The organism is Paenirhodobacter sp. (assembly GCF_047600745.1).
Classification (GTDB): Bacteria; Pseudomonadota; Alphaproteobacteria; order Rhodobacterales; family Rhodobacteraceae; genus Rhodobacter.
The window spans coordinates 476,509-495,458 of sequence record NZ_JASGKI010000001.1; the positions used below are offsets into that span (position 1 = coordinate 476,509).

Consider the following 18,950-nt stretch of genomic DNA (forward strand, 5'->3'; position numbering starts at 1 on the left):
CGGTGTCCTCGCTCGCGGTGATGGGGCTTTTGCCACCCGCCGCGCGGGCCAGCGGGCGGATCGTGCTGAACGGACGCGACATTCTGGGCCTGCCCGAGGCGCAGATGAACCGCATCCGGGGCGCCGAGGCGGCGATGATCTTTCAGGAACCGATGACGTCGCTCAACCCGGTGATGCCGATCGGCCCGCAGATCGCCGAGCCCCTGTGCGCCCATCGCGGCCTGAGCCCCGCGCAGGCCAGATCCGAGGCGCTGCGCCTGATGGAGCGGGTCCGTATCCCCGCCACCGCGCGCCGCTACAACGACTTCCCGCATCAGTTCTCCGGCGGCATGCGGCAGCGGGTGATGATCGCCATCGCGCTGGCCTGCAAGCCGCAACTGCTGATCGCGGACGAACCCACCACGGCGCTCGACGTGACCATTCAGGCGCAGGTGCTCGAACTGATCAAGGAGCTTCAGGACGAAGAGCACATGGCCGTTCTCTTCATCACCCATGACATGGGCGTGGTGGCCGAAGTGGCCGACCGCTGTCTGGTGATGTGCCGTGGCGACCAGATCGAGACCGGGCCGACCGCGCGCATCTTTGCCGCCCCGCAGGCGCCCTATACCCGCGCGCTCCTGTCGGCGGTGCCGCGGCTGGGCGCGATGGCGGGGATAGCGCATCCGCAGCCCTTCCCGATCTATGACACCACGACCGGCACCGCGCCCGATACGCCGCAGCGCCCCGATACCGTGCGCCCGGGCCGGCCCTACCTGCTGGAAGTCGCGCATCTGACCGCGCGATTCGACATCCGCTCACCGCTGCTGCGCCGGGTGACGGCGCGGGTCCATGCGGTGGAGGACGTGAGCTTCACCCTGCAACGCGGCGAGACCCTCGCCATCGTCGGCGAAAGCGGCTGCGGCAAATCCACCACCGGGCGGCTGGTCACCGGGCTGCACAGGCCGACCTCGGGCAGTATCGTCGTCGAGGGCCGGGAGGTCGCGGGCTACGGCCCCCGCGCGCTGGCCCGCCATGTCCAGATGGTGTTTCAGGATCCCTTCGCCAGCCTGAACCCGCGCCTGACGGTGGGCGAGGCGATCGCCGAGCCGCTGGCGATCCATGCCCTCGCGCGCGGGGCCGAGGCCCGGGACATCGCCGCCGATCTGTTGCGCAAGGTCGGCCTGCCGCCCGACTCCGCCCGCCGCTACCCGCATGAATTCTCGGGCGGGCAGCGGCAGCGGATCTGCATCGCCCGGGCGCTGGCGCTGAAACCGCGGATCATTGTGGCCGATGAGGCGGTTTCCGCGCTGGACGTTTCCGTCAAGGCGCAGGTGGTGAACCTGCTCATGGATCTGCAACGCGAGATGGACCTCGGCTTCGTCTTCATCAGCCATGACATGGCCGTGGTCGAACGCATCAGCCACCGCGTCGCCGTGATGTACATGGGCGAGATCGTCGAGATCGGCCCCCGCGCCGAGGTCTTCGGCAACCCGCGCCACCCCTATACCCGGCGGCTTCTGGCGGCGGTGCCGGTGCCCGATCCGGCGCGGCGGAGCCTGCGCCAGCCCGCGCCCGGGGGCGAGATCCGCAGCCCGCTGAAACCGCGCGATTTCGTGCCCCCCGCGCGGCATTATGAAACCGCCGGTCCCGGCCATATCGTGCAGATCCCCGGCCCGGACTGGGCCTGAACAGGGGGCGTCACGCCGTTCACCGCAGACGCCCTGGACCGAGGACTTCACCCCCGCGCGCGCCCGGTCGTGCTGTGCGAAAAGGGCGTGATCACGGGCGCGCGGCGGCGGAAATCCCGCTCTCCGCCGCCGCGCGCGGACTGTGGGAGGGAGGGCGATGGCGCATCTGTGCGCGGCATCCGCACGGGCCGGGTCGCGTGGCAATGGGCGGGCGGGATGCCGACCAGCCTCCGCGCGACATCCGCCAAACCCGCGCCCAGCGCGGTGCTTTCCGCCAGATCGGTATCTGAGTGGATGGGCAGGCTCCGGCGGCAAGCCTGGCGCATAATCCCCAGAACATGCCGGGCGTTCACCGCGCGTTGACAAGGTTGCGTGCCGAAGCGGATGATGGTTTCGCCGGACTGGACTTGATGACAAAGCAGTGACAATCATGCGGCATTGCCGAGGAGAGAGGTCACAATGTCATCCACAGACGCAGCCATCGACGCACCGCATCTACCGACCAACCTGCGACGTTCAATCTCGAATACCATCAAGGGTTCGGCCGGGAATCTGGTCGAATGGTACGATGTCTATGTTTATTCCGTCTTCGCAGCCTCGTTCGAGCATCACTTCTTCAGCGCCAACGACAAGAACGCCACCATCTACATCTGGGCGATCTTCGCGCTGACCTTCCTGATGCGGCCGGTGGGGTCGTGGTATTTCGGCCGTTTCGCCGACCGCCACGGACGGCGCACGGCCCTGACGCTTTCGGTTTCGATCATGTCGGCCTGCTCCTTCATCATCGCGCTCACGCCGACGCAGGCCTCGATCGGCTGGCTGGCGGCGGCGATCCTGATCGCGTGCCGGCTGGTGCAGGGCTTTGCCACCGGCGGGGAATACGGCACCTCGGCCACCTACCTGACCGAGGCGGCGGTGCCGCGCCATCGCGGGTTCCTGGCGTCGTTCCACTATGTCACGCTGGTGGGCGGGCATGTGCTGGCGCAGGCGCTGTTCCTCGCGCTGCTGCTGGGCACCTCGCATGACGCGATCAGTTCCTGGGGCTGGCGGTTCGCCTTCCTGTTGGGCGGCGTGGGGGCGCTTGTGGTGCTGTGGATGCGGCGCAGCATGGACGAATCCATGAGCCAGGAGGCGATCAAGGCCGCCGAGAAAGGCAAGGGGTCCGGCTCGCTCGCCGAGCTGTTCGGCCACTACTGGAAGGAACTGCTGGCCTGCTTCCTGATCACGATGGGCGGGACGGTGGCCTTTTATGCCTATTCCGTCACCGGGCCGGCGATCATCAAGTCGAGCTTCGCGAGCAGCCCGATCACCGGTTCGGTGGTGACGCTGATCTCGCTCACCATCCTGATGGTGTTGCAGCCGGTGGGCGGGTATCTTTCCGACCGGGTGGGGCGGCGCTCGCTTCTGGTGTTCTTCGGCATCGGCGGGGTGCTGTTCACCTGGGTGCTGTTCTTCGTGCTGCCGACGGTGACCAACGGCCCGCTGGCCTTCGTCATCCTGACCGTCGGTTTCATCATCCTGACCGGATACACCTCGATCAACGCGGTGGTGAAGGCGGTGATGTTCCCGACGCATATCCGCGCCCTGGGCGTGGGGCTGGGCTATGCGATCGCCAATTCCTGCTTTGGCGGCACGGCGCCGGTCCTTTACGCCGCGGCAAAGAGTGGCGGGCAGGTTCCGCTGTTCGTCGGCTATGTGACGGTGCTGATCGCCCTGTCGCTGTTGGTCTATGTCTTCCTGCTGCGCAATCGCGGGGCGAACTGGCTCGATGCCCCCGACGAGATGCGCCGCCGCAAGGACAGCGCGGAACACCGGGTCTTCCCGATGGGGGTCTGAGGCGAGGCTGCCTTTGGCGCAGGATCGACAAGAAAACCCGCCATGCCGGAAGGCATGGCGGGTTTGAATTCAGGGGCGGCTCAGTCCTCGTCGCCCGCGAGTTGCGACAGCACCTCGCCCTTGCCACGCAGGCGCAGGATCAGCGGCACGATCAGCGCCAGCGCCGCGATGCCCAGCAGGACGGCAGCGATGGGCGATTGCACCAGCACCGTCCAGTCGCCCTGACTGATCGACAACGCCCGGCGCAATTGCTGCTCGGCCATCGGACCGAGGATCAGGCCGACGACGATCGGCGCGATCGGATAGCCGAAAAGCCGCATCACATAGCCCAGCACGCCAAAGCCCAGCAGCATCCCCAGCTCGAAGATCGAGGGATTGGCGCCGATGGTGCCCAGCGTGGCGAACAGCAGGATCCCGGCGTAAAGCCAGGGCTTCGGCACGGTCAGCAGCTTCACCCACAGCCCGATCAGCGGCAGGTTCAGCACCAGCAGCATCGCGTTGGCGATCAGCAGGCTGGCGATCAGCCCCCAGACCAGCGTCGGATTGGTGGCGAACAGCAGCGGCCCCGGTTGCAGCCCGAACTGCTGGAACCCCGCCAGCATGATCGCCGCCGTGGCCGAAGTCGGCAGCCCCAGCGTCAGCAGAGGCACCAGCGTGCCCGCCGCGCTGGCGTTGTTGGCGGCCTCGGGACCGGCGACGCCTTCGATGGCGCCATTGCCGAATTCCTCGGGGTGCCTGGTCAGCTTCTTTTCCGTGGCATAGGAGAGGAAGGTGCCGATCTCGGCCCCGCCCGCCGGCATGGCGCCGATGGGAAAGCCGATGGCGGTGCCGCGCAGCCAGGGCTTCCACGACCGCGCCCAGCAATTGGCGCTCATCCAGATCGAGCCCTTGACCGGTGTCACGGTATCATCGGCATGACCCACCTGCCCGGCGATATAAAGCGCCTCGCCGATGGCGAACATGGCGACGGCCATGGTGGTGATCTCGATCCCGTCCAGCAGGTCCGGAATGCCGAAGGCCAACCGTGCCTGCCCGGTCAACTGGTCGATGCCGACGCAGGCCAGCGCCAGCCCGAGGAACAGCGAGGTCAGCCCCCGCAGCGCCGAATCGCCAAAGGCCGCCGAGACGGTGACGAAGGCCAGCACCATCAACGCGAAATATTCGCGCGGGCCGAAGACCAGCGCCACCTTGACGATCCAGGGTGCCAGAAACGCCAGAAGCAGCGTCGCGATCAGCCCGGCAACGAAGGAGCCGATGGCGGCGGTGGCCAGCGCCGGGCCGCCGCGCCCCTTGCGGGCCATCTTGTTCCCTTCGAGCGCGGTGATGATCGAGGCGCTTTCGCCCGGCGTATTGAGCAGGATCGAGGTGGTCGAGCCGCCATACATGCCGCCGTAATAGATCCCCGCGAACATGATCAGCGAACCCGCCGCGTCCAGCCGGTAGGTCACCGGCAGCAAAAGCGCCACGGTCAGCGCCGGGCCGATGCCGGGCAGCACGCCCACCGCCGTGCCCAGCGTCACCCCGATCAGCGCGTAAAGCAGCATCATCGGTTCGGTTGCCGTGGCGAGGCCCTGCATCAGGAAGGAAAAGGTATCCATGGGTCACCCCCTCGGGAAGATCAGTTGCTCCAGCGGCCCGGCGGGCAGGTGCAGCATCAGGATTTGCGAGAACACCACCCAGACCACGAAGGCGAAGGCGATGCCGATGGGAATGGTCATGGCCAGGTTGCGCTTGCCGAAGGCCCGCGCGGTGCAGGCGAACAGCAGCCCCGTGGCGATCGAGAACCCCGCCGCGTGCAGCAGCAGCATCTGAAGCGCCAGCCCGCCGATGATCCAGATCACCGGCGCCGGATTCTGCTTCGGGCGTTCGGGGAAATCACCGCGCCGGGCCTCGAAGCCGGTCCAGATCGCCAGCCCGATCAGCGCCGCGCCGACGACGCGGGGCACAGTGGCCGGGCCGATGCCGGAATATCCGCCGAGGTCGGCCAGGCGTGCGCTGTCCCACAGCAGCACGCCCCCGACCGCCGCCAGACACAGCGCGATCAGCATCGCCGCCTTATCCCGGCGATGCGTGGGTTTTTCGTGGTTCTGGCTCATTTCACCAAACCGATGTCCCGCAGGATGGATTCGGTCGCCTGAATGTCCTGATCAAGCTGCGCGTCGAATTCCGGGCCCGACAGGTAGGTGTCCATCCAGCCCTTGTCGGCCAGCTGCTTCTGCCAGTTCGCGGATTTCGCCAGCGCGTCGATGTCTGCGGTCACCTTGGCCTTCTGTTCCGCCGACAGGCCCGGCCCGGCGGCGACCATGCGCCAGTTCTGCAATTCCACGTCCAGCCCGGCCTGTTTCAGCGTCGGCGCGTCCACACCGTCGATCGGCGCGGGGGCGGTGGTGGCCAGTAGACGCAGCGTGCCCGCCTTGACCTGGGCCTCGAACTCGCCCAGCGAAGAGATCCCCGCCGTCACCTGATTGCCCAGAAGCGCGGCCAGCGCCTCGCCGCCGCCGGAATAGGCGATGTAGTTGATCTTCGTCGGATCGACGCCCGCCGCCTTCGCGATCAGCCCGACGGCGATATGGTCGGTGCCCCCGGCGGACCCCCCTGCCCAGCTTACCGCGCCCGGGCTGGCCTTCAGCGCGTCGATCAGCCCGGCGATGTCCTTGATGGGCGATGCGGCGGGGACCACGATCGCCTCGTATTCGCCGGTCAGCCGCGCGATCGGGGTGACGTCCTTCAGCGATACCGGCGACTTGTTGGTCAGGATGGCGCCGACCATGACATAGCCGCCGACGATCAGCGCATCCGGGTTGCCCTTGTTCTGGCTGGCGAATTGCGCAAGGCCGATGGTGCCGCCTGCGCCGGGCACATTCTGGACCTGCACCGATTTCGAGATGCCGTCTTCCTGCATGACCTGCTGCATGGTGCGCGCGGTCTGGTCCCAGCCGCCGCCGGGGTTGGCCGGGGCGATGATGGTGTAATCCGCCATGGCAGGCAGAGCGACGGCCCCCGCGAACAGGCTGGCAAGAACGAGATGTTTCATGATGCTCCTCCGCATCGGCCGGCTGCGGAGGCCGCGGCCGGTCGTGATGGTTTCTTGTGACGCAAGACCCGCCCCCTCTCCCCAGGGCACGGGCATCCTCCTCGGGCCGGAAACGGCCCATATGTCAGCTTCATCACAGAATCCTGACATGGACCTGACATCGGCCGGGGAATTTTCGTCCGGCTCAGGGCGTGGTAAATGCCCTGTGCCAGCGCGCCAGCAGCCGCGCCCGGGTCGAGCGGTCCAGATAGGCCAGCAGACCCGGGCTGACCGGCACCGGCTTCAGCCGCAGCCCGTCCAGTTCGGCCATGCCGCCCGCGGGCGCCGATTGCCCGGCGACCTCAAGGCTGACCGCCGAAAGCCGCAGCGTCTCGGACAGCAGCCGCTGCCCCGGCGGCGCCATCAGAAAGGCCAGGAACTCCGCGCCCAACCCGGGATCGCGCGCCGCCCGCGGCACCAGCGCCACCCGCGACACCACCACGGTGAAGTCGCGCGGCAGGATCACCCCCACATCGGGATGCTGCCGCGCCCAATCCGCCGCATAGGAACCGAGCAGGTTATACCCGAGCGCCAGCCGCCCGTCCGCGATCCGCTCCAGCAGTTCGGCGGAGGTCGCGTATTGCTGCGCCCCGGCGCGGCCCATCGCCTCGATCACCTGCCAGATGCCGGAATACAGATCCTGATCGCGGGCCAGGAACAGAAAGCCCACGCCCGAACGCGTCACGTCATAGGTGCCGATGCGGCCCTGTGCCCGGTCGGGATGCGCCTCGATCCAGCGCATCAGGTCGGCGCGGGTGGCGGGCGGGGGCGCGCCTGCGAAGCTCGGCTTGTGATAGGCCAGCACCGCCGGTTCATAGGTCAGCGCATAGACCGTATCGCGCCAGTTCGCCCAATCCGGCCAGAGCGGCGTGTCCGGGGTCACCACAGCCCGGGCATGGCCGTCATTCGCCAGCTTGACCTGAAGGTCCATCGCCGAGGAAAAGGCGAAATCCGCCGTGGCACCGCTGTCGCTTTCGGCCACGATACGGTCGTGCAATTCGCTGGTCAGCAGGTTTTCATAGCGGACCGCGACCTCGGGCCGGGCGCGCTGAAAGGCGTGGATCAGCGGCGCGGCCAGATCGTCGTCCAGCGAGGAATAGATCACCAGTTCCCGCTCCTGCCGCGCGGGCGCGGGGAATTGCGTCACCTGCGCCCATGCCGCCCCGGCGACGCAGGTCAGCAGGGCCAGGATCGGCAAGAGGCGGGCGGGCGGGCGCATGGCCGCAGCGTGCCAAAAACGCGCCCCCTTGCCAAGATACCGGCGGCGGCTAACCTGTGCGCGAGGGGGAAGCCATGCGTATCCTGTTGGTGGAGGACAATCTGTCGCTGGCCGAAGGGCTGGCGGCGCTGCTGCGGCAGTCGGGCTATGTGCTGGACGTGGTGCATGACGGCGCCTCGGCGGAGGCGCTGGTGGCGGCGGAGCGGTTCGATCTGGTGATCCTCGATCTGAACCTGCCGCAGATGGACGGGCTGGAGGTGCTGCGCGCGATGCGGTCGCGCCGGAACCCGGCGGCGGTGATGATCCTGACCGCGCGCGGAACGCCCGAGGAGCGGGTCCGGGGGCTGGACCTGGGCGCGGACGACTACCTGATCAAGCCGTTCGACATCGGCGAATTCGAGGCCCGAATCCGCTCGCTGCTGCGCCGTCAGGCGGGCCTGCGCGATTCGACGGTGGGGTTCGGGGCGCTGGTGCTGGACCTGACGGCGCGCAGCTTCCTGCTGGCCGATCAGCCGCTGGACCTGCCCGCGCGCGAACGCGGGCTGCTGGAACTGCTGATCCTGCGTGCGGGCAAGGTGGTGACGCGCGAGACGATCGTGCAATCGCTGACCTCGCTGGACGATGAACTGTCGCCCAATGCCATCGAGCAATATGTCAGCCGGTTGCGCAAGCGGCTGGCCCCGGCGGGGATGACGGTGCGGACGGCGCGCGGCATCGGCTATTTCCTCGACCGGGCAGACGGGTGATCCGGCGGCCGTTCTCGCTGCGCCGCAGGCTGCTGGCCTGGCTGCTGCTGGCCACGGCGATGTTCGGCGCCGTGGCGCTGGTCGATACCTGGCGCGAGGCGCAGCACATGGCCACGGCGCTGGCCGACCGGGTGCTGGCCGGGTCGGCGCTGGTGATCGCCGAACGCGCCGCGCTGGACGAAGCGGGCGGGATCCAGATCGACATCCCCTACGGCGCGCTGGAAATGCTCAGTTCGGCGGCACAGGACCGGGTGTTCTACCGCGTCGATGGCCCGCCGGGGCAGTTGGTCACCGGCTATGGCGACCTGCCGGTGGCCCCGGCGCGGGCGGGCGCGGGCCCGGTCTTTGCCGATGGCTGGTTCCGGGGCGAGGCGGTGCGGATGGCGAGCCTGGTCGGCGCCGCCTCGACCGGCATCGACGAGGTGCCCTTTACCGTCACCGTGGCCGAAACCACCAATGCCCGGCGCGAACTGACGCGGGCGATCCTGATGCGGCTGGCGCTGCGGCTGGCGCTGATGATCGGCGGCGCCGCGCTGATCGTCTGGATCGCGGTGAGCGTGTCGCTGCGGCCGCTCTACCGGCTGGGCGAGGAGATTTCCGCGCGCAGCCCCGACGATCTGAGCCCGATCGGCACGCCGGTTCCGACCGAGGTGCACGGGCTGGTCGGCACGGTCAACGGCTTCATGCTGCGGCTCAAGGCGGCGCTGGACGGGTTGCGCAATTTCACCGGCAATGCCGGGCACCAGTTGCGCACACCACTCGCCGTGGTGCGCACGCAACTCGCGCTGGCGACGCGGGCCGCGACGCTGGACGAAGCCCGCGCCGCCGCCGCCAAGGGCGATGCCGCCGTGGCCCATGCCGAACGGATCCTCGCGCAACTGTTGCTGCTGGCGAAGGTCGATGCCTCGGGCGGGCGGGCGCCCGGGCGGGTGCTGGACCTGACCGCGCTGGCCCGCGATCTGACCGCCGAGCATATCCCCGCCGCCGCCGAGGCCGACATCGACCTGGGCTTCGAGGGCGAGGCCGCGCTGAGGATCCGCGCCGAGCCGCTGCTGCTGGGCGAGGCACTGGGCAACCTGATCCTGAACGCGCTGCTGCATGCGGGCCGGGCTGCCGTGGTCACGGTGCGGGTGCGCGAAAGCGCGGGCCGGGCGGTGCTGGAGGTCGAGGACAACGGCCCCGGCATCCCCGCCGAGGCCCGCGCCGCCGTCACCAGCCGATTCGCCCGGGGCGAGACGCAGGGCCCCGGCATGGGGCTGGGCCTGCCGGTGGTCGAGGAGATCGCCGGTCTGTTCGGCGGTGGGCTGACACTGGAAACCGGCGCTTCCGGGCGCGGGCTGCTGGCGCGGCTGAGTTTTCCGCTGGCATGACGCAGGCAGGGGCTTGCAATTTGCGCGACGACTTGCCATCTTTCCTTCCGTTCGCGCATTCGTGAACGCAGTTTGATGTCCGGGCCCCTCTGGCGGACGTGGCGGCACGTTCGTGATGTCGGCATTGATCGTTTGACCAGCCGCCTGGAATTTTCACATGACGCAGGGAAACAATCCTCTTTCGGGGGGTGGCATCGGCGGATCCCGTCGGCCGACCGTGCAATATTTCACCTGGGCTTTCGTCGTCACCGTCCTCGGGCTGGCGCTTGGGGCCTTCCTCGGATGGCAGACCACCGGCACGGTGGGCGGCATGCTCTCCGTCTTCTTCATCTGCTCGGTTCTGGCGGTGCTGGAAATCTCGCTGTCCTTCGACAACGCCATCGTCAATGCCAACAAGCTCAAGGACATGACGCCGAAATGGCAGCATCGCTTCCTGACCTGGGGCATCGTCATCGCTGTCTTCGGCATGCGGATCATCTTCCCGCTGCTGATCGTGGTGATCGCGGCGAATATCGGCCCCTGGCAGGCGATGGTTCTGGCGGCGACGCAGCCCGACGAATATTCGCGCATCATGCACGACGCGCATCTGCCGATCGCGGCCTTTGGCGGCACCTTCCTGATGATGGTCGGCCTGTCGTTCTTCTTCGACCATGAGAAGGACGTGCATTGGGTCCGCTGGCTCGAAGACCGGATGACGCGCTACGCCACCATCCGCGGCATCGAGGTGGCGATCGTTCTGGTGACGGTGCTGATCTTCTCGCGCTTCCTCGAAGGCGAGGCGTCGAACGTCTTCTTCCATTCGGCGATCTGGGGCCTCCTGACCTTCCTGCTGGTCGAGGTGCTGGGCGGGCTTCTGGACAGCAGCCAGCAGACGTTGCAGGCCGGCGCCAAGGGCGGCCTGGGGGCGTTTCTCTACCTCGAAGTGCTGGATGCGTCCTTTAGCTTCGACGGCGTGATCGGGGCCTTCGCACTGACGCACAACCTCTTCGTCATCGCCATCGGTCTGGGCATCGGCGCGATGTATGTGCGCTCGATGACGATCATGCTGGTCGAGCGCGGCACGTTGGCCGAGTACCGCTTCCTCGAACATGGCGCCTTTTACGCCATCATCGCGCTGTCGATCATCATGTTCGTGCAGCCGCTGGTGCATATCCCCGAGGTCATCACCGGCCTGGGCGGCGCCACGCTGATCGGGATCTCGCTCTGGTCCTCGATCCGCTGGAACCGCAACAACCACGAAGCGTAAGCGCCCGGCCCGCCGGTGCCACGACCATGGCACCGGCGGCCTTTTCCCGCGCGGCCACCGCCGGGCTTTGACATTCCCCCGCCGGCGCGACACCCGACCATGCCCCTGCTGAAACGCCGCCTCCTGACCCTTGCGCTGGCTGCCCTTGGCGGTGCGGCGTTTTTGTGGCTGCGCCTGCCGCTGCCCCTGCTGCTGGGGCCGATGCTGGCCTGCCTGCTGGCGGCGCTGGCCGGGGCAAGACTGGCCGAGGCGGGGTCACTGGGCAGCATGATGCGCACCTTTCTAGGCGTGGCGGTCGGCGCTTCGATCACGCCCGAGGTGCTGCGGCAGATGCCGGGCATGGCGGCCTCGCTGGCCTTCGTGCCGGTGTTCATCGCGGTGATCGCGCTGGTGGGCTATCCGCTGTTCCGCCGCGTCTTCGGTTTCGACCATGCCACCGCCTGGTATGGCGCCATGCCGGGCGGGTTGCAGGACATGCTGGTCTTCGGGCAGGAGGCGGGCGGCGACATCCGCGCCCTGTCGCTGATCCATGCGACGCGGGTGCTGGTCATCGTCACCGTGGCGCCCCTGATCCTGACCGGCTGGTGGGGCGTGGACCTGTCGCAGCCGCCCGGCGTACCAATGCGCGACACCGACCCGGCCGAGGTCGCTCTGATGATCGCCGCGGGCCTCATCGGCTGGAGGCTGGCCGCGCGGGTCGGGCTGTTCGGCGCCTCGATCCTCGGGCCGATGATCCTGACGGCGGCGCTGTCGCTGATCGGCGTGATCCAGCACCGCCCCCCGGCCGAGATGATCCAGGCCGCGCAGTTCTTCATCGGCATCGCGGTGGGCGCCAAATATGTCGGCATCACCCTGCGCGAACTGCGCTGGCACGTCAGTGCCGGGCTGGTCTATGCACTGCTGCTGGCGGCGATCAGCCTGGCCTTCATCGAGCTGATCGTGCATCTGCGCCTCGCCCCGGCACTGGACGGTTTCCTGGCCTTTCTGCCCGGCGGGCAGGCCGAAATGGTGGTGATCGCCATCATCGCCGGGGCCGATCTGGCCTATGTCGTCAGCCATCACCTGTTGCGCATGGTGCTGGTCATCGTACTGGGCCCCATCGTCGGCAAAGCCCTGGGCCGACGCCGCTAGATCGTGTTTCTCTCATCCCGCTACATGTTTCCTGCTCCGCCTGCTCCGTGCTTCCCTGTCTGTGAAGCAGATTTGGGGGGGGCGGATGGGCACGGCGCATCCCATGGCATGCGGGAGCGGGTGGGCGCTTTCGTAGAGGAGGGGGGCTCCCGCCGCGCGGCGGCTGGCCGGTTCCGGGTTTCGGTCAGGTTTGTCAAATGGACGGGCGGGTTGGAGCGGCTCCGTCAAGGCAATGGCGGCGGCAAGCTTGCAGCCGTGCGGGGCTGGCATGCTTCGCGGATGAGGGAGAACCCGGATCTGGCGCCGGATGATCCAGGAGAGTTGTCCGGGCAGCACGGCATCACCGTCCACCGCGTCTCAGCCTGGCGCGCCCTGCGCAACCTCGGGCTGACCTGCAAGCGACGGAACGGAAACAACTGAGGTCCGGCAGGCCCGCCACCACGCCGCCAACCCTTCATGCGCAACCTGTTGCCGCGCATCGGCTTCATGGATGAACCCTCCCTGAAGACCAACATGGTCAAGACCACCGGCCGGGCTCTCACAGGCGCGCGCCTGACCAGCCATGCCCCGCTCTGGAGCCCAGACCTTCATCGCAGCCCTGCGTCATGACCGGCGCGACGCGCCCTGCGTCATCGCTGGCGCGATGAACGGGGAGATGATCTTCATGTCGAGACCCGGTTGGCCCCGACCCTGCGGCGCGGTGATGTGATCATCCTCGACAATCTGTCCAATCCCAAAAGCCCGAAAGCAGCAGGAACCATACGAGCCGCAGGGCCATGGTTCCTGTTCCGTTGTTCGGGAAAAACCGCCCAGCGGGCGCTTTTCTCTCCAACCCCGACCTGAACCCGATCGAGATGGCATTTGCAAAGCTCAACGCCTTGATCCGCAAAGCCGCAGCCCAAACCTATGACGAGTTGTGACGCGCTGGCGGCAAGGTATGTGATCTCTTCTCCGAAAAGGAATACGCAAACTGCTTCAGCCCGGAGAGCGAGGGGCGCGATCGAGCGAAATACGGTCTAGGCGAGAGAACCAGCCCCACGCGATCGCGTGAACCAGGAAAGTGTGGACATCCGCGGCCACAGCAATCTCGCTATGCGCGGGGCATCTCTCGCGGCTCGCGCGAGCGAGCTTGAAATCCCGCTACCGCACGGATGAGCCTTGGCGAACGCAGTACCGTGACCCTTCCCGCTACGCACGCGTGGGCCTGCAATAGGCATGTTCATCACCCGGCAGCGCTGCCCGGGGAAGGTGCCGCCGAACCACGCGGGGTGCGGGGCGGAAGGCGCATCCCGCCAATCCGGGCGTTGGCATCCCGGACGGATCCCCGTCCGGGACATGGCTGTCTGCCGAGCTTACTTGCCCTTCGGCTTGAAGCCCGGCTTGCCGAATTTCGCGGTGGGCTTCTTCGGCCCGCCGTGGCCGCCTTCGCGGGCCCAGGGCGCGGTCTTGCGGCCCTTCGGTGCGGCTTCGTCGCGGGCCGCAACGGGCTTGCGCTTCGGCTTGAAGCCGGTCTCCGCCGCTTCGTCCCGGGCGGCAAAGCTGCGCTTCGGCTTGAACTCCGTGCCCTCCTCACGCGGCGCATAGGGACGTTTCGGCTTGAACTCCCCCTCTTCGCGCGGCGCGTAGGGGCGCTTCGGCTTGAATTCCGCATCGTCGCGCGGGCCGTAGGGGCGCTTCGGACGGCTGTCGTCCTCCCCGCGCGGCGGGCCTTTGCGATGCGGCTTCTTCGGCCCGTCCTCGCGCGCCTTGCCATAGGGTTTGGCCTGCCAGCGGGCGGGCTTCGGCGCCGGACGGTCGAGCCCCTCGGGCGCGGTGTTCAGGGGCTCGACCCGGCCCTTGTCCTCCAGCATCATCTGCGGGCCCAGCCCCTCGACGAACCGCTTCGCCGCATCGGCATGGATCTGCACGAAGGTGTGGTCTTCCATCACCCGGATCGCGCCGATGTCGCGCCGCGTCAGGTCGCCCGCCCGGCACAGCATCGGCAGCAGCCATTTCGGATCGACCCAGGCGTTGTGCCCGACCCCGAGCCGGAACCAGTTCGACGCGCCGAACTCCGCCCGTTCGCGCGGCTTCGCGCCATCGACCGTCACCGGCAGCAGATCCTCGGGCGCCGAACGCGCGGCGCGGAAGTTGCGCAGCACGGCGGCGGCCAGTTGCTTCGGCTCGAACGCCGCCAGAAGCTGTTCAACCGCCTCGAATTCCTCGGCATTGACCGGTGCGGTCACCACCGGATCAGAGAGCAGACGCTCCTGATCCTTCGCGGCGATCTCGTCCGGGCCCGGCGCGGTTTCCCATTGCGCGGTGACCTGCGCCTCGCGCAGCAGGCGCTCCGCCTTGCCGCGCGCGTTCAGCGGCACGATCATCGCGGAAATGCCCTTCGCCCCCGCCCGGCCGGTCCGCCCGGAGCGGTGCAGCAGCGCCTCCTTGTTGATCGGCAGGTCGGCATGCACCACCAGTTCCAGCCCCGGCAGGTCGATCCCCCGCGCGGCGACATCGGTGGCGATACACACCCGCGCCCGGCCGTCGCGCAGCATCTGCAAGGCGCGCGAGCGTTCATCCTGCGTCAGCTCGCCCGACAGCGCCACAACCGAGAACCCCCGGTTCAGCAGCTTGCCGGTCAGCCGCGTGACCTCGGCCCGGGTCGAGCAGAACAGGATCGCGCGTTCGGGTTCGTGGAAGCGCAGCACGTTGACGATCGCATTCTCGCGGTCCGACCGGTCCACCACCAGCGCGCGATAGTCGATATCGGCATGCTGGCTGCGCGCCGCGATGGTGGAAATCCGCTCGGCATCCTTCTGGAAGGTCTGCGCCAGCCGCGCGATTTCCGGCGGCACCGTGGCCGAGAACATCAGCGTGCGGCGGCCTTCGGGCGCGGATTCCAGGATGAATTCCAGATCCTCGCGGAAGCCCATGTCGAGCATCTCATCCGCCTCGTCCAGAACCACCACCCGCAGTTCCGAAAGATCCAGCGCGCCGCGCCGGATATGGTCGCAGATCCGCCCCGGCGTACCGACGACGATATGCGCCCCGCGTTCCAGCGCGCGACGCTCGGCGCGCGCATCCATCCCGCCGATCGCCCCGGCGATCACCGCACCGGCCTGCGCATAAAGCCAGCCGAGTTCACGCTGCACCTGCTGCGCCAGTTCGCGCGTCGGCGCAACGACCAGCGCGCGCGGAATATCGGCATAGGGCGGGATGCCTTCGTCACCGAACAGTTCGGACGCCATCGCCAGGCCAAAGGCCACCGTCTTGCCCGATCCGGTCTGCGCCGAAACCAGCAGGTCCCGCCCGGCGAGCGATGGTTCCGATACGGCCTCCTGCACGGCGGTCAGGGCGGCATAGCCCTTTTGCTCCAGCGCCTCGGAAAGGGCTGCGGGGAGGTTCGGAAACTGAGTCATCGAGAGGCTTTCAAAACGGCGGAAGGTTCGCTCATAAGGGAAACCGGGGCCAGTGTATAGCCCCGATCACGGCCATTTGGCCAAGGGCGGCAGGCTCATCAACACCGCATCGGCGTTGTGACCCGTCTCCAGCCCGAATTTCGTGCCCCGGTCATACACCAGATTGTATTCGGCATAAAGCCCCCTGTGGATCAGCTGCCGCTCGCGATCCTCGGCGCTGGCGGGGGTGGCAAGGCGGCGCTCCGTCACCGGCACGAAGGCGGGCAGGAAGGCCTCCCCCACCGCGCGGGTAAAGGCGAAATCGGCCTCCCAGTCGCCGGTGTTCAGGTCGTCGTAGAAGATCCCGCCGACACCCCGCGCCCGCTTCCGGTGCGGGATGTAGAAATATTCGTCGGCCCAGGCCTTGAAGCGCGCATAATACTCCGGGTCATGCGCATCGCAGGCCGATTGCAGCGCGGCGTGGAAATGCGCGGTGTCCTGCGCATATTCGATACAGGGGTTCAGGTCCGCCCCGCCGCCGAACCACCACGCGCCCGGGGTCCAGAACATCCGCGTGTTCATATGCACCGCCGGGGTGTGCGGGTTGACCATATGCGCCACCAGCGACACACCCGAGGCCCAGAACCGCGGATCCTCTTCGATCCCCGGCACGCCGCGCGCCGCCATCGCCCGGCTGGCCGCGGACGACAGGCTGCCCCAGACGGTCGAGACATTGACGCCGACCTTTTCGAACACCCGCCCGCCGCGCAACACGGACATCCGCCCGCCGCCCTGATCCTCGCCCTCGGGGCCGGTGCGGGGGGTGGGGGTGACCTCGAACGTGCCGCCGTCCAGCGCCTCGAAAGCGGCAACGATCCGGTCGCGCAGCGCGTCGAACCAGGCGGAAGCGGCGGCCTTGCGGGGGGCGAAAGCATCGGTCATGGCGGGTCTCCTTTGCGCGAGAGGTAGCAGGCCGGACCCGCGGGGGGAATTGCGTTTTACCACAGCAGGACTAGATTATGCTCGTCCCCGCGCCGATCACAGCCAGACGGGGACGGCGGAGGACATCCATGCGCAAGATCGCCATCCTGCTCCTGTTGGGGCTAGCCGCCTGCGGCACACCGCAGGAACGCTGCATCAACCGCTCGACCGCCGAGGTCCGCCGGTTGCAAGGTCTCGTCGCCGAGGTCGATGGCAATCTGGCGCGCGGGTATGCCTATCAGGAATATGACGTGCCGATCACCCGCTGGGAGGTCTGCGGCTACGACACCTTCCAGAGCAAGGATGGCCGGGTCTTCAGCCGCGCGCGGATGTGCATGGAGGACGATTACGTCACCAACCGCCGCGCCGTGCCGATAGACCCGCAGGCCGAACAACGCAAACGCGACGCGCTGACCAACCGGATCAAGGCGCTGGCGCCGCAGATGAACGCCAATATCGCCGCCTGCCGCGAAAGCTATCCGAAGTGATCAGAAGGCGGGCACGCGGACGGCATCGAGCAACCCGCGCCCGCCATCGACGGTGATCACCTGCCCGGTCACGAACCCCGCCCCGGGCGAGGCGAGGAACTGCACCGTCTCGACCAGTTCCGTCGGCGCGGCGATCCGGCCAAGGGGCGTGCCCTCGGTGATCGCCTCGCGCCAGTCCGCATTCTCCTTGAGCGCGGCCTGAAGCGAGGCGCTCATCACCGAGGCGAAGGCCACGCCGTTCACCCGGATCCGGTGCGGCGCCAGCGCCACGGCAAGCGCCCGCGTCGCCTGATCCTGCGCGGCGCAGGCGATGGAATAGGCCATCAGCTCCGGCTGCGTCCGACAGGCCGCCAGCGAGGACACGTTGACGATACAGCCGACCTCGCCGGTCTCGCGCCCGGCCTCGGCGATCATCCGCTTCGCCGTCATCCGCGCGAGTTTCAGCCCCGCGCGCATGTTCTGCCGCATCATCTCGTCCAGCACGTCATCCGCCGGGTCCAGCGGATCGCAGGGCGCGAAGCTGCGCGCGGCATTGACCAGAATATCCACCCGGCCAAAGGCATCCGCCGTCGCGGAGAGCAGATTCGCGAGCGACAGCTTCTCGCACAGATCGCCCGCGAAGATCCGCGCCGGGCCTTCGGATTTCGCCCCCTCGCCGAATTCGGCGATCAGCTTCGCCTCGTCTATATCCGCACAGACGACCTGCGCGCCGCGATCGAGGAAATGCCGCGCGATGGCGAGGCCGATGCCGTTGGCGGCACCGGTGACGATGGCGGTCTTGCCGGTAATGGCGAGGGACATGGGGCCTCCTTAGCGGCGGCGCTGCGGGATCGGACGTTCGGCCCGCGTGATGCGGAAGGCGGAATCGCGGCCCGAAGGCGGTGTGACCTCGGCCACCTCGTGGAAACAGGCGCGCAGCGTTTCGTCATAGGGCAGATGCCGGTTCGCCACCATCCACAGCGTGCCCGAGAGCGACAGCATCCCGGCCGCCGCCCGGATGAACGCCTGCCCCAGCCCCGGATCGGCGGCACGCCCGGTATGGAACGGCGGGTTCATCACCACGCCGGAATAGCGGCTTTCCGGCATCCAGACCGTCGCATCAGCCCAGACGAAGCGGGCACGCGGGTCCGGAACATTCCGTTTCGCACAGTCGAGCGCGGCATGTTCCGCCTCGATCAGATCGAGGCTCTCGATCCCCTTGCGCGCCAGAACCTGCGCCGCGAGCCAGCCCCACCCGGCCCCCACATCCGCCATCCGGGCGGGCAAGGTGGCGGGCAGGCACTCCGCCAGCAGCGCCGATCCCCGGTCTACCCCATCGGCCGAAAACACCCCCGGCAGGGTGGTGAACCCCGGCGCGGGGCTGGCGGGCTGTCCCTGCCAGTCGCTCAGCACCCCGGGCGCGGCGGCAAAGCGGAAGATCTTGCCATGCGCTTTGGCGATCGGATCGGAGACCGGAACCCGCGCGCGCAGATCCTTCAGCACCGAATCGACCCCATCCGTCTTGAGCCCATCGACCCAGACCGGCCCGCCCGGAACGACCGTCGCACAGGCGCTGGCGATCAGGGCGCGGGCCTCGGCCTTGGCGCGGGGCAGGAAGACGATGGCGGCGGTGTAGGGGCCTTCGGGCGCGGGCGCCACGGCGATGCCCCGCGCGGCCAGTGCGTCGTGATCGGGGCGGAACCCCTGCACGGCATACAGCCGCCCCGCGGGCAGATCCGACAGATCCGTGCCCGCGACCGGGCGGAACAAGGCGATCCGGCCCTCGGCGGGCAATGCGTCAAGCGCGAGCGACAAACGGGGGTGGCTCATCGGGCCG

Annotated in this window: 17 protein-coding genes; 9 read left to right on the forward strand and 8 right to left on the reverse strand. The window is 68.2% G+C overall.

The window, feature by feature from the left end:
- The first annotated feature begins 2 nt into the window (after window positions 1–2).
- Window positions 3–1,667 (forward strand): ABC transporter ATP-binding protein, encoded by a 1,665-nt coding sequence (locus QM789_RS02580; RefSeq protein ID WP_420350399.1) that lies wholly within the window; start codon window positions 3–5, stop codon window positions 1,665–1,667.
- Window positions 1,668–2,126: 459 nt separating this feature from the next.
- Window positions 2,127–3,503 carry an MFS transporter gene (locus QM789_RS02585; protein ID WP_420350400.1) on the forward strand — a complete coding sequence of 459 codons (1,377 nt, stop codon included), beginning with the start codon at window positions 2,127–2,129 and terminating at the stop codon, window positions 3,501–3,503.
- Between the two features lie 80 nt (window positions 3,504–3,583).
- On the opposite strand, the gene QM789_RS02590 is transcribed toward QM789_RS02585, so the two are convergent.
- From QM789_RS02590 to QM789_RS02605, 4 genes are all read right to left on the reverse strand, one after another.
- The gene (locus tag QM789_RS02590) at window positions 3,584–5,101 is read right to left on the reverse strand and encodes a tripartite tricarboxylate transporter permease (protein ID WP_420350401.1); all 1,518 of its coding nucleotides are present in this window, start codon (window positions 5,099–5,101) and stop codon (window positions 3,584–3,586) included.
- Window positions 5,102–5,104: 3 nt separating this feature from the next.
- Window positions 5,105–5,599, reverse strand: a complete 495-nt coding sequence (locus QM789_RS02595) for a tripartite tricarboxylate transporter TctB family protein (protein WP_420350402.1) — start codon at window positions 5,597–5,599, stop codon at window positions 5,105–5,107.
- Window positions 5,596–6,537 carry a Bug family tripartite tricarboxylate transporter substrate binding protein gene (locus QM789_RS02600; RefSeq protein WP_420350403.1) on the reverse strand — a complete coding sequence of 314 codons (942 nt, stop codon included), beginning with the start codon at window positions 6,535–6,537 and terminating at the stop codon, window positions 5,596–5,598. Before QM789_RS02600 ends, QM789_RS02595 begins: the two co-directional genes overlap by 4 nt.
- Before the next feature lie 184 nt (window positions 6,538–6,721).
- Window positions 6,722–7,795, reverse strand: coding sequence for an ABC transporter substrate-binding protein (locus QM789_RS02605; protein ID WP_420350404.1), 1,074 nt, complete (start codon window positions 7,793–7,795; stop codon window positions 6,722–6,724).
- 74 nt (window positions 7,796–7,869) lie between these two features.
- Between QM789_RS02605 and QM789_RS02610 the strand changes: the two genes are divergently transcribed.
- From QM789_RS02610 to QM789_RS02635, 6 genes are all read left to right on the forward strand, one after another.
- Window positions 7,870–8,541, forward strand: a complete 672-nt coding sequence (locus QM789_RS02610) for a response regulator (RefSeq protein ID WP_420350405.1) — start codon at window positions 7,870–7,872, stop codon at window positions 8,539–8,541.
- Window positions 8,538–9,911, forward strand: a complete 1,374-nt coding sequence (locus tag QM789_RS02615) for a sensor histidine kinase (protein WP_420350406.1) — start codon at window positions 8,538–8,540, stop codon at window positions 9,909–9,911. Before QM789_RS02610 ends, QM789_RS02615 begins: the two co-directional genes overlap by 4 nt.
- Before the next feature lie 157 nt (window positions 9,912–10,068).
- A complete protein-coding gene (locus tag QM789_RS02620; RefSeq protein ID WP_420350407.1) occupies window positions 10,069–11,157 on the forward strand; it encodes a DUF475 domain-containing protein in 1,089 nt (362 codons plus the stop codon).
- Window positions 11,158–11,256: 99 nt separating this feature from the next.
- Window positions 11,257–12,288, forward strand: coding sequence for an AbrB family transcriptional regulator (locus QM789_RS02625; RefSeq protein ID WP_420350408.1), 1,032 nt, complete (start codon window positions 11,257–11,259; stop codon window positions 12,286–12,288).
- A 279-nt stretch (window positions 12,289–12,567) separates the two neighbouring features.
- Window positions 12,568–12,708, forward strand: a complete 141-nt coding sequence (locus QM789_RS02630; RefSeq protein ID WP_420350409.1) for a hypothetical protein — start codon at window positions 12,568–12,570, stop codon at window positions 12,706–12,708.
- Between the two features lie 356 nt (window positions 12,709–13,064).
- Window positions 13,065–13,208: a hypothetical protein gene (locus tag QM789_RS02635; protein WP_420350410.1), complete on the forward strand. Its 144-nt coding sequence runs from the start codon at window positions 13,065–13,067 to the stop codon at window positions 13,206–13,208.
- Window positions 13,209–13,640: 432 nt separating this feature from the next.
- Here the strand turns inward: QM789_RS02635 and QM789_RS02640 are convergent, their stop codons facing one another.
- Both QM789_RS02640 and hemF read right to left on the reverse strand, forming a co-directional pair.
- Complete coding sequence (locus QM789_RS02640; RefSeq protein ID WP_420350411.1) at window positions 13,641–15,686, reverse strand: DEAD/DEAH box helicase; 2,046 nt, start codon at window positions 15,684–15,686, stop codon at window positions 13,641–13,643.
- A gap of 66 nt (window positions 15,687–15,752) precedes the next feature.
- The gene (hemF, locus tag QM789_RS02645) at window positions 15,753–16,607 is read right to left on the reverse strand and encodes an oxygen-dependent coproporphyrinogen oxidase (protein WP_420350412.1); all 855 of its coding nucleotides are present in this window, start codon (window positions 16,605–16,607) and stop codon (window positions 15,753–15,755) included.
- 128 nt (window positions 16,608–16,735) lie between these two features.
- Between hemF and QM789_RS02650 the strand changes: the two genes are divergently transcribed.
- Entirely contained in the window at window positions 16,736–17,134 is a 399-nt protein-coding gene (locus tag QM789_RS02650) for a hypothetical protein (protein WP_420350413.1), read from the forward strand.
- Here the strand turns inward: QM789_RS02650 and QM789_RS02655 are convergent, their stop codons facing one another.
- Together QM789_RS02655 and QM789_RS02660 are read right to left on the reverse strand one after the other, a co-directional pair.
- Window positions 17,135–17,935: an SDR family NAD(P)-dependent oxidoreductase gene (locus QM789_RS02655; RefSeq protein WP_420350414.1), complete on the reverse strand. Its 801-nt coding sequence runs from the start codon at window positions 17,933–17,935 to the stop codon at window positions 17,135–17,137.
- Window positions 17,936–17,944: 9 nt separating this feature from the next.
- Window positions 17,945–18,943: a methyltransferase gene (locus tag QM789_RS02660; RefSeq protein WP_420350415.1), complete on the reverse strand. Its 999-nt coding sequence runs from the start codon at window positions 18,941–18,943 to the stop codon at window positions 17,945–17,947.
- Between the last annotated feature and the right edge of the window lie 7 nt (window positions 18,944–18,950).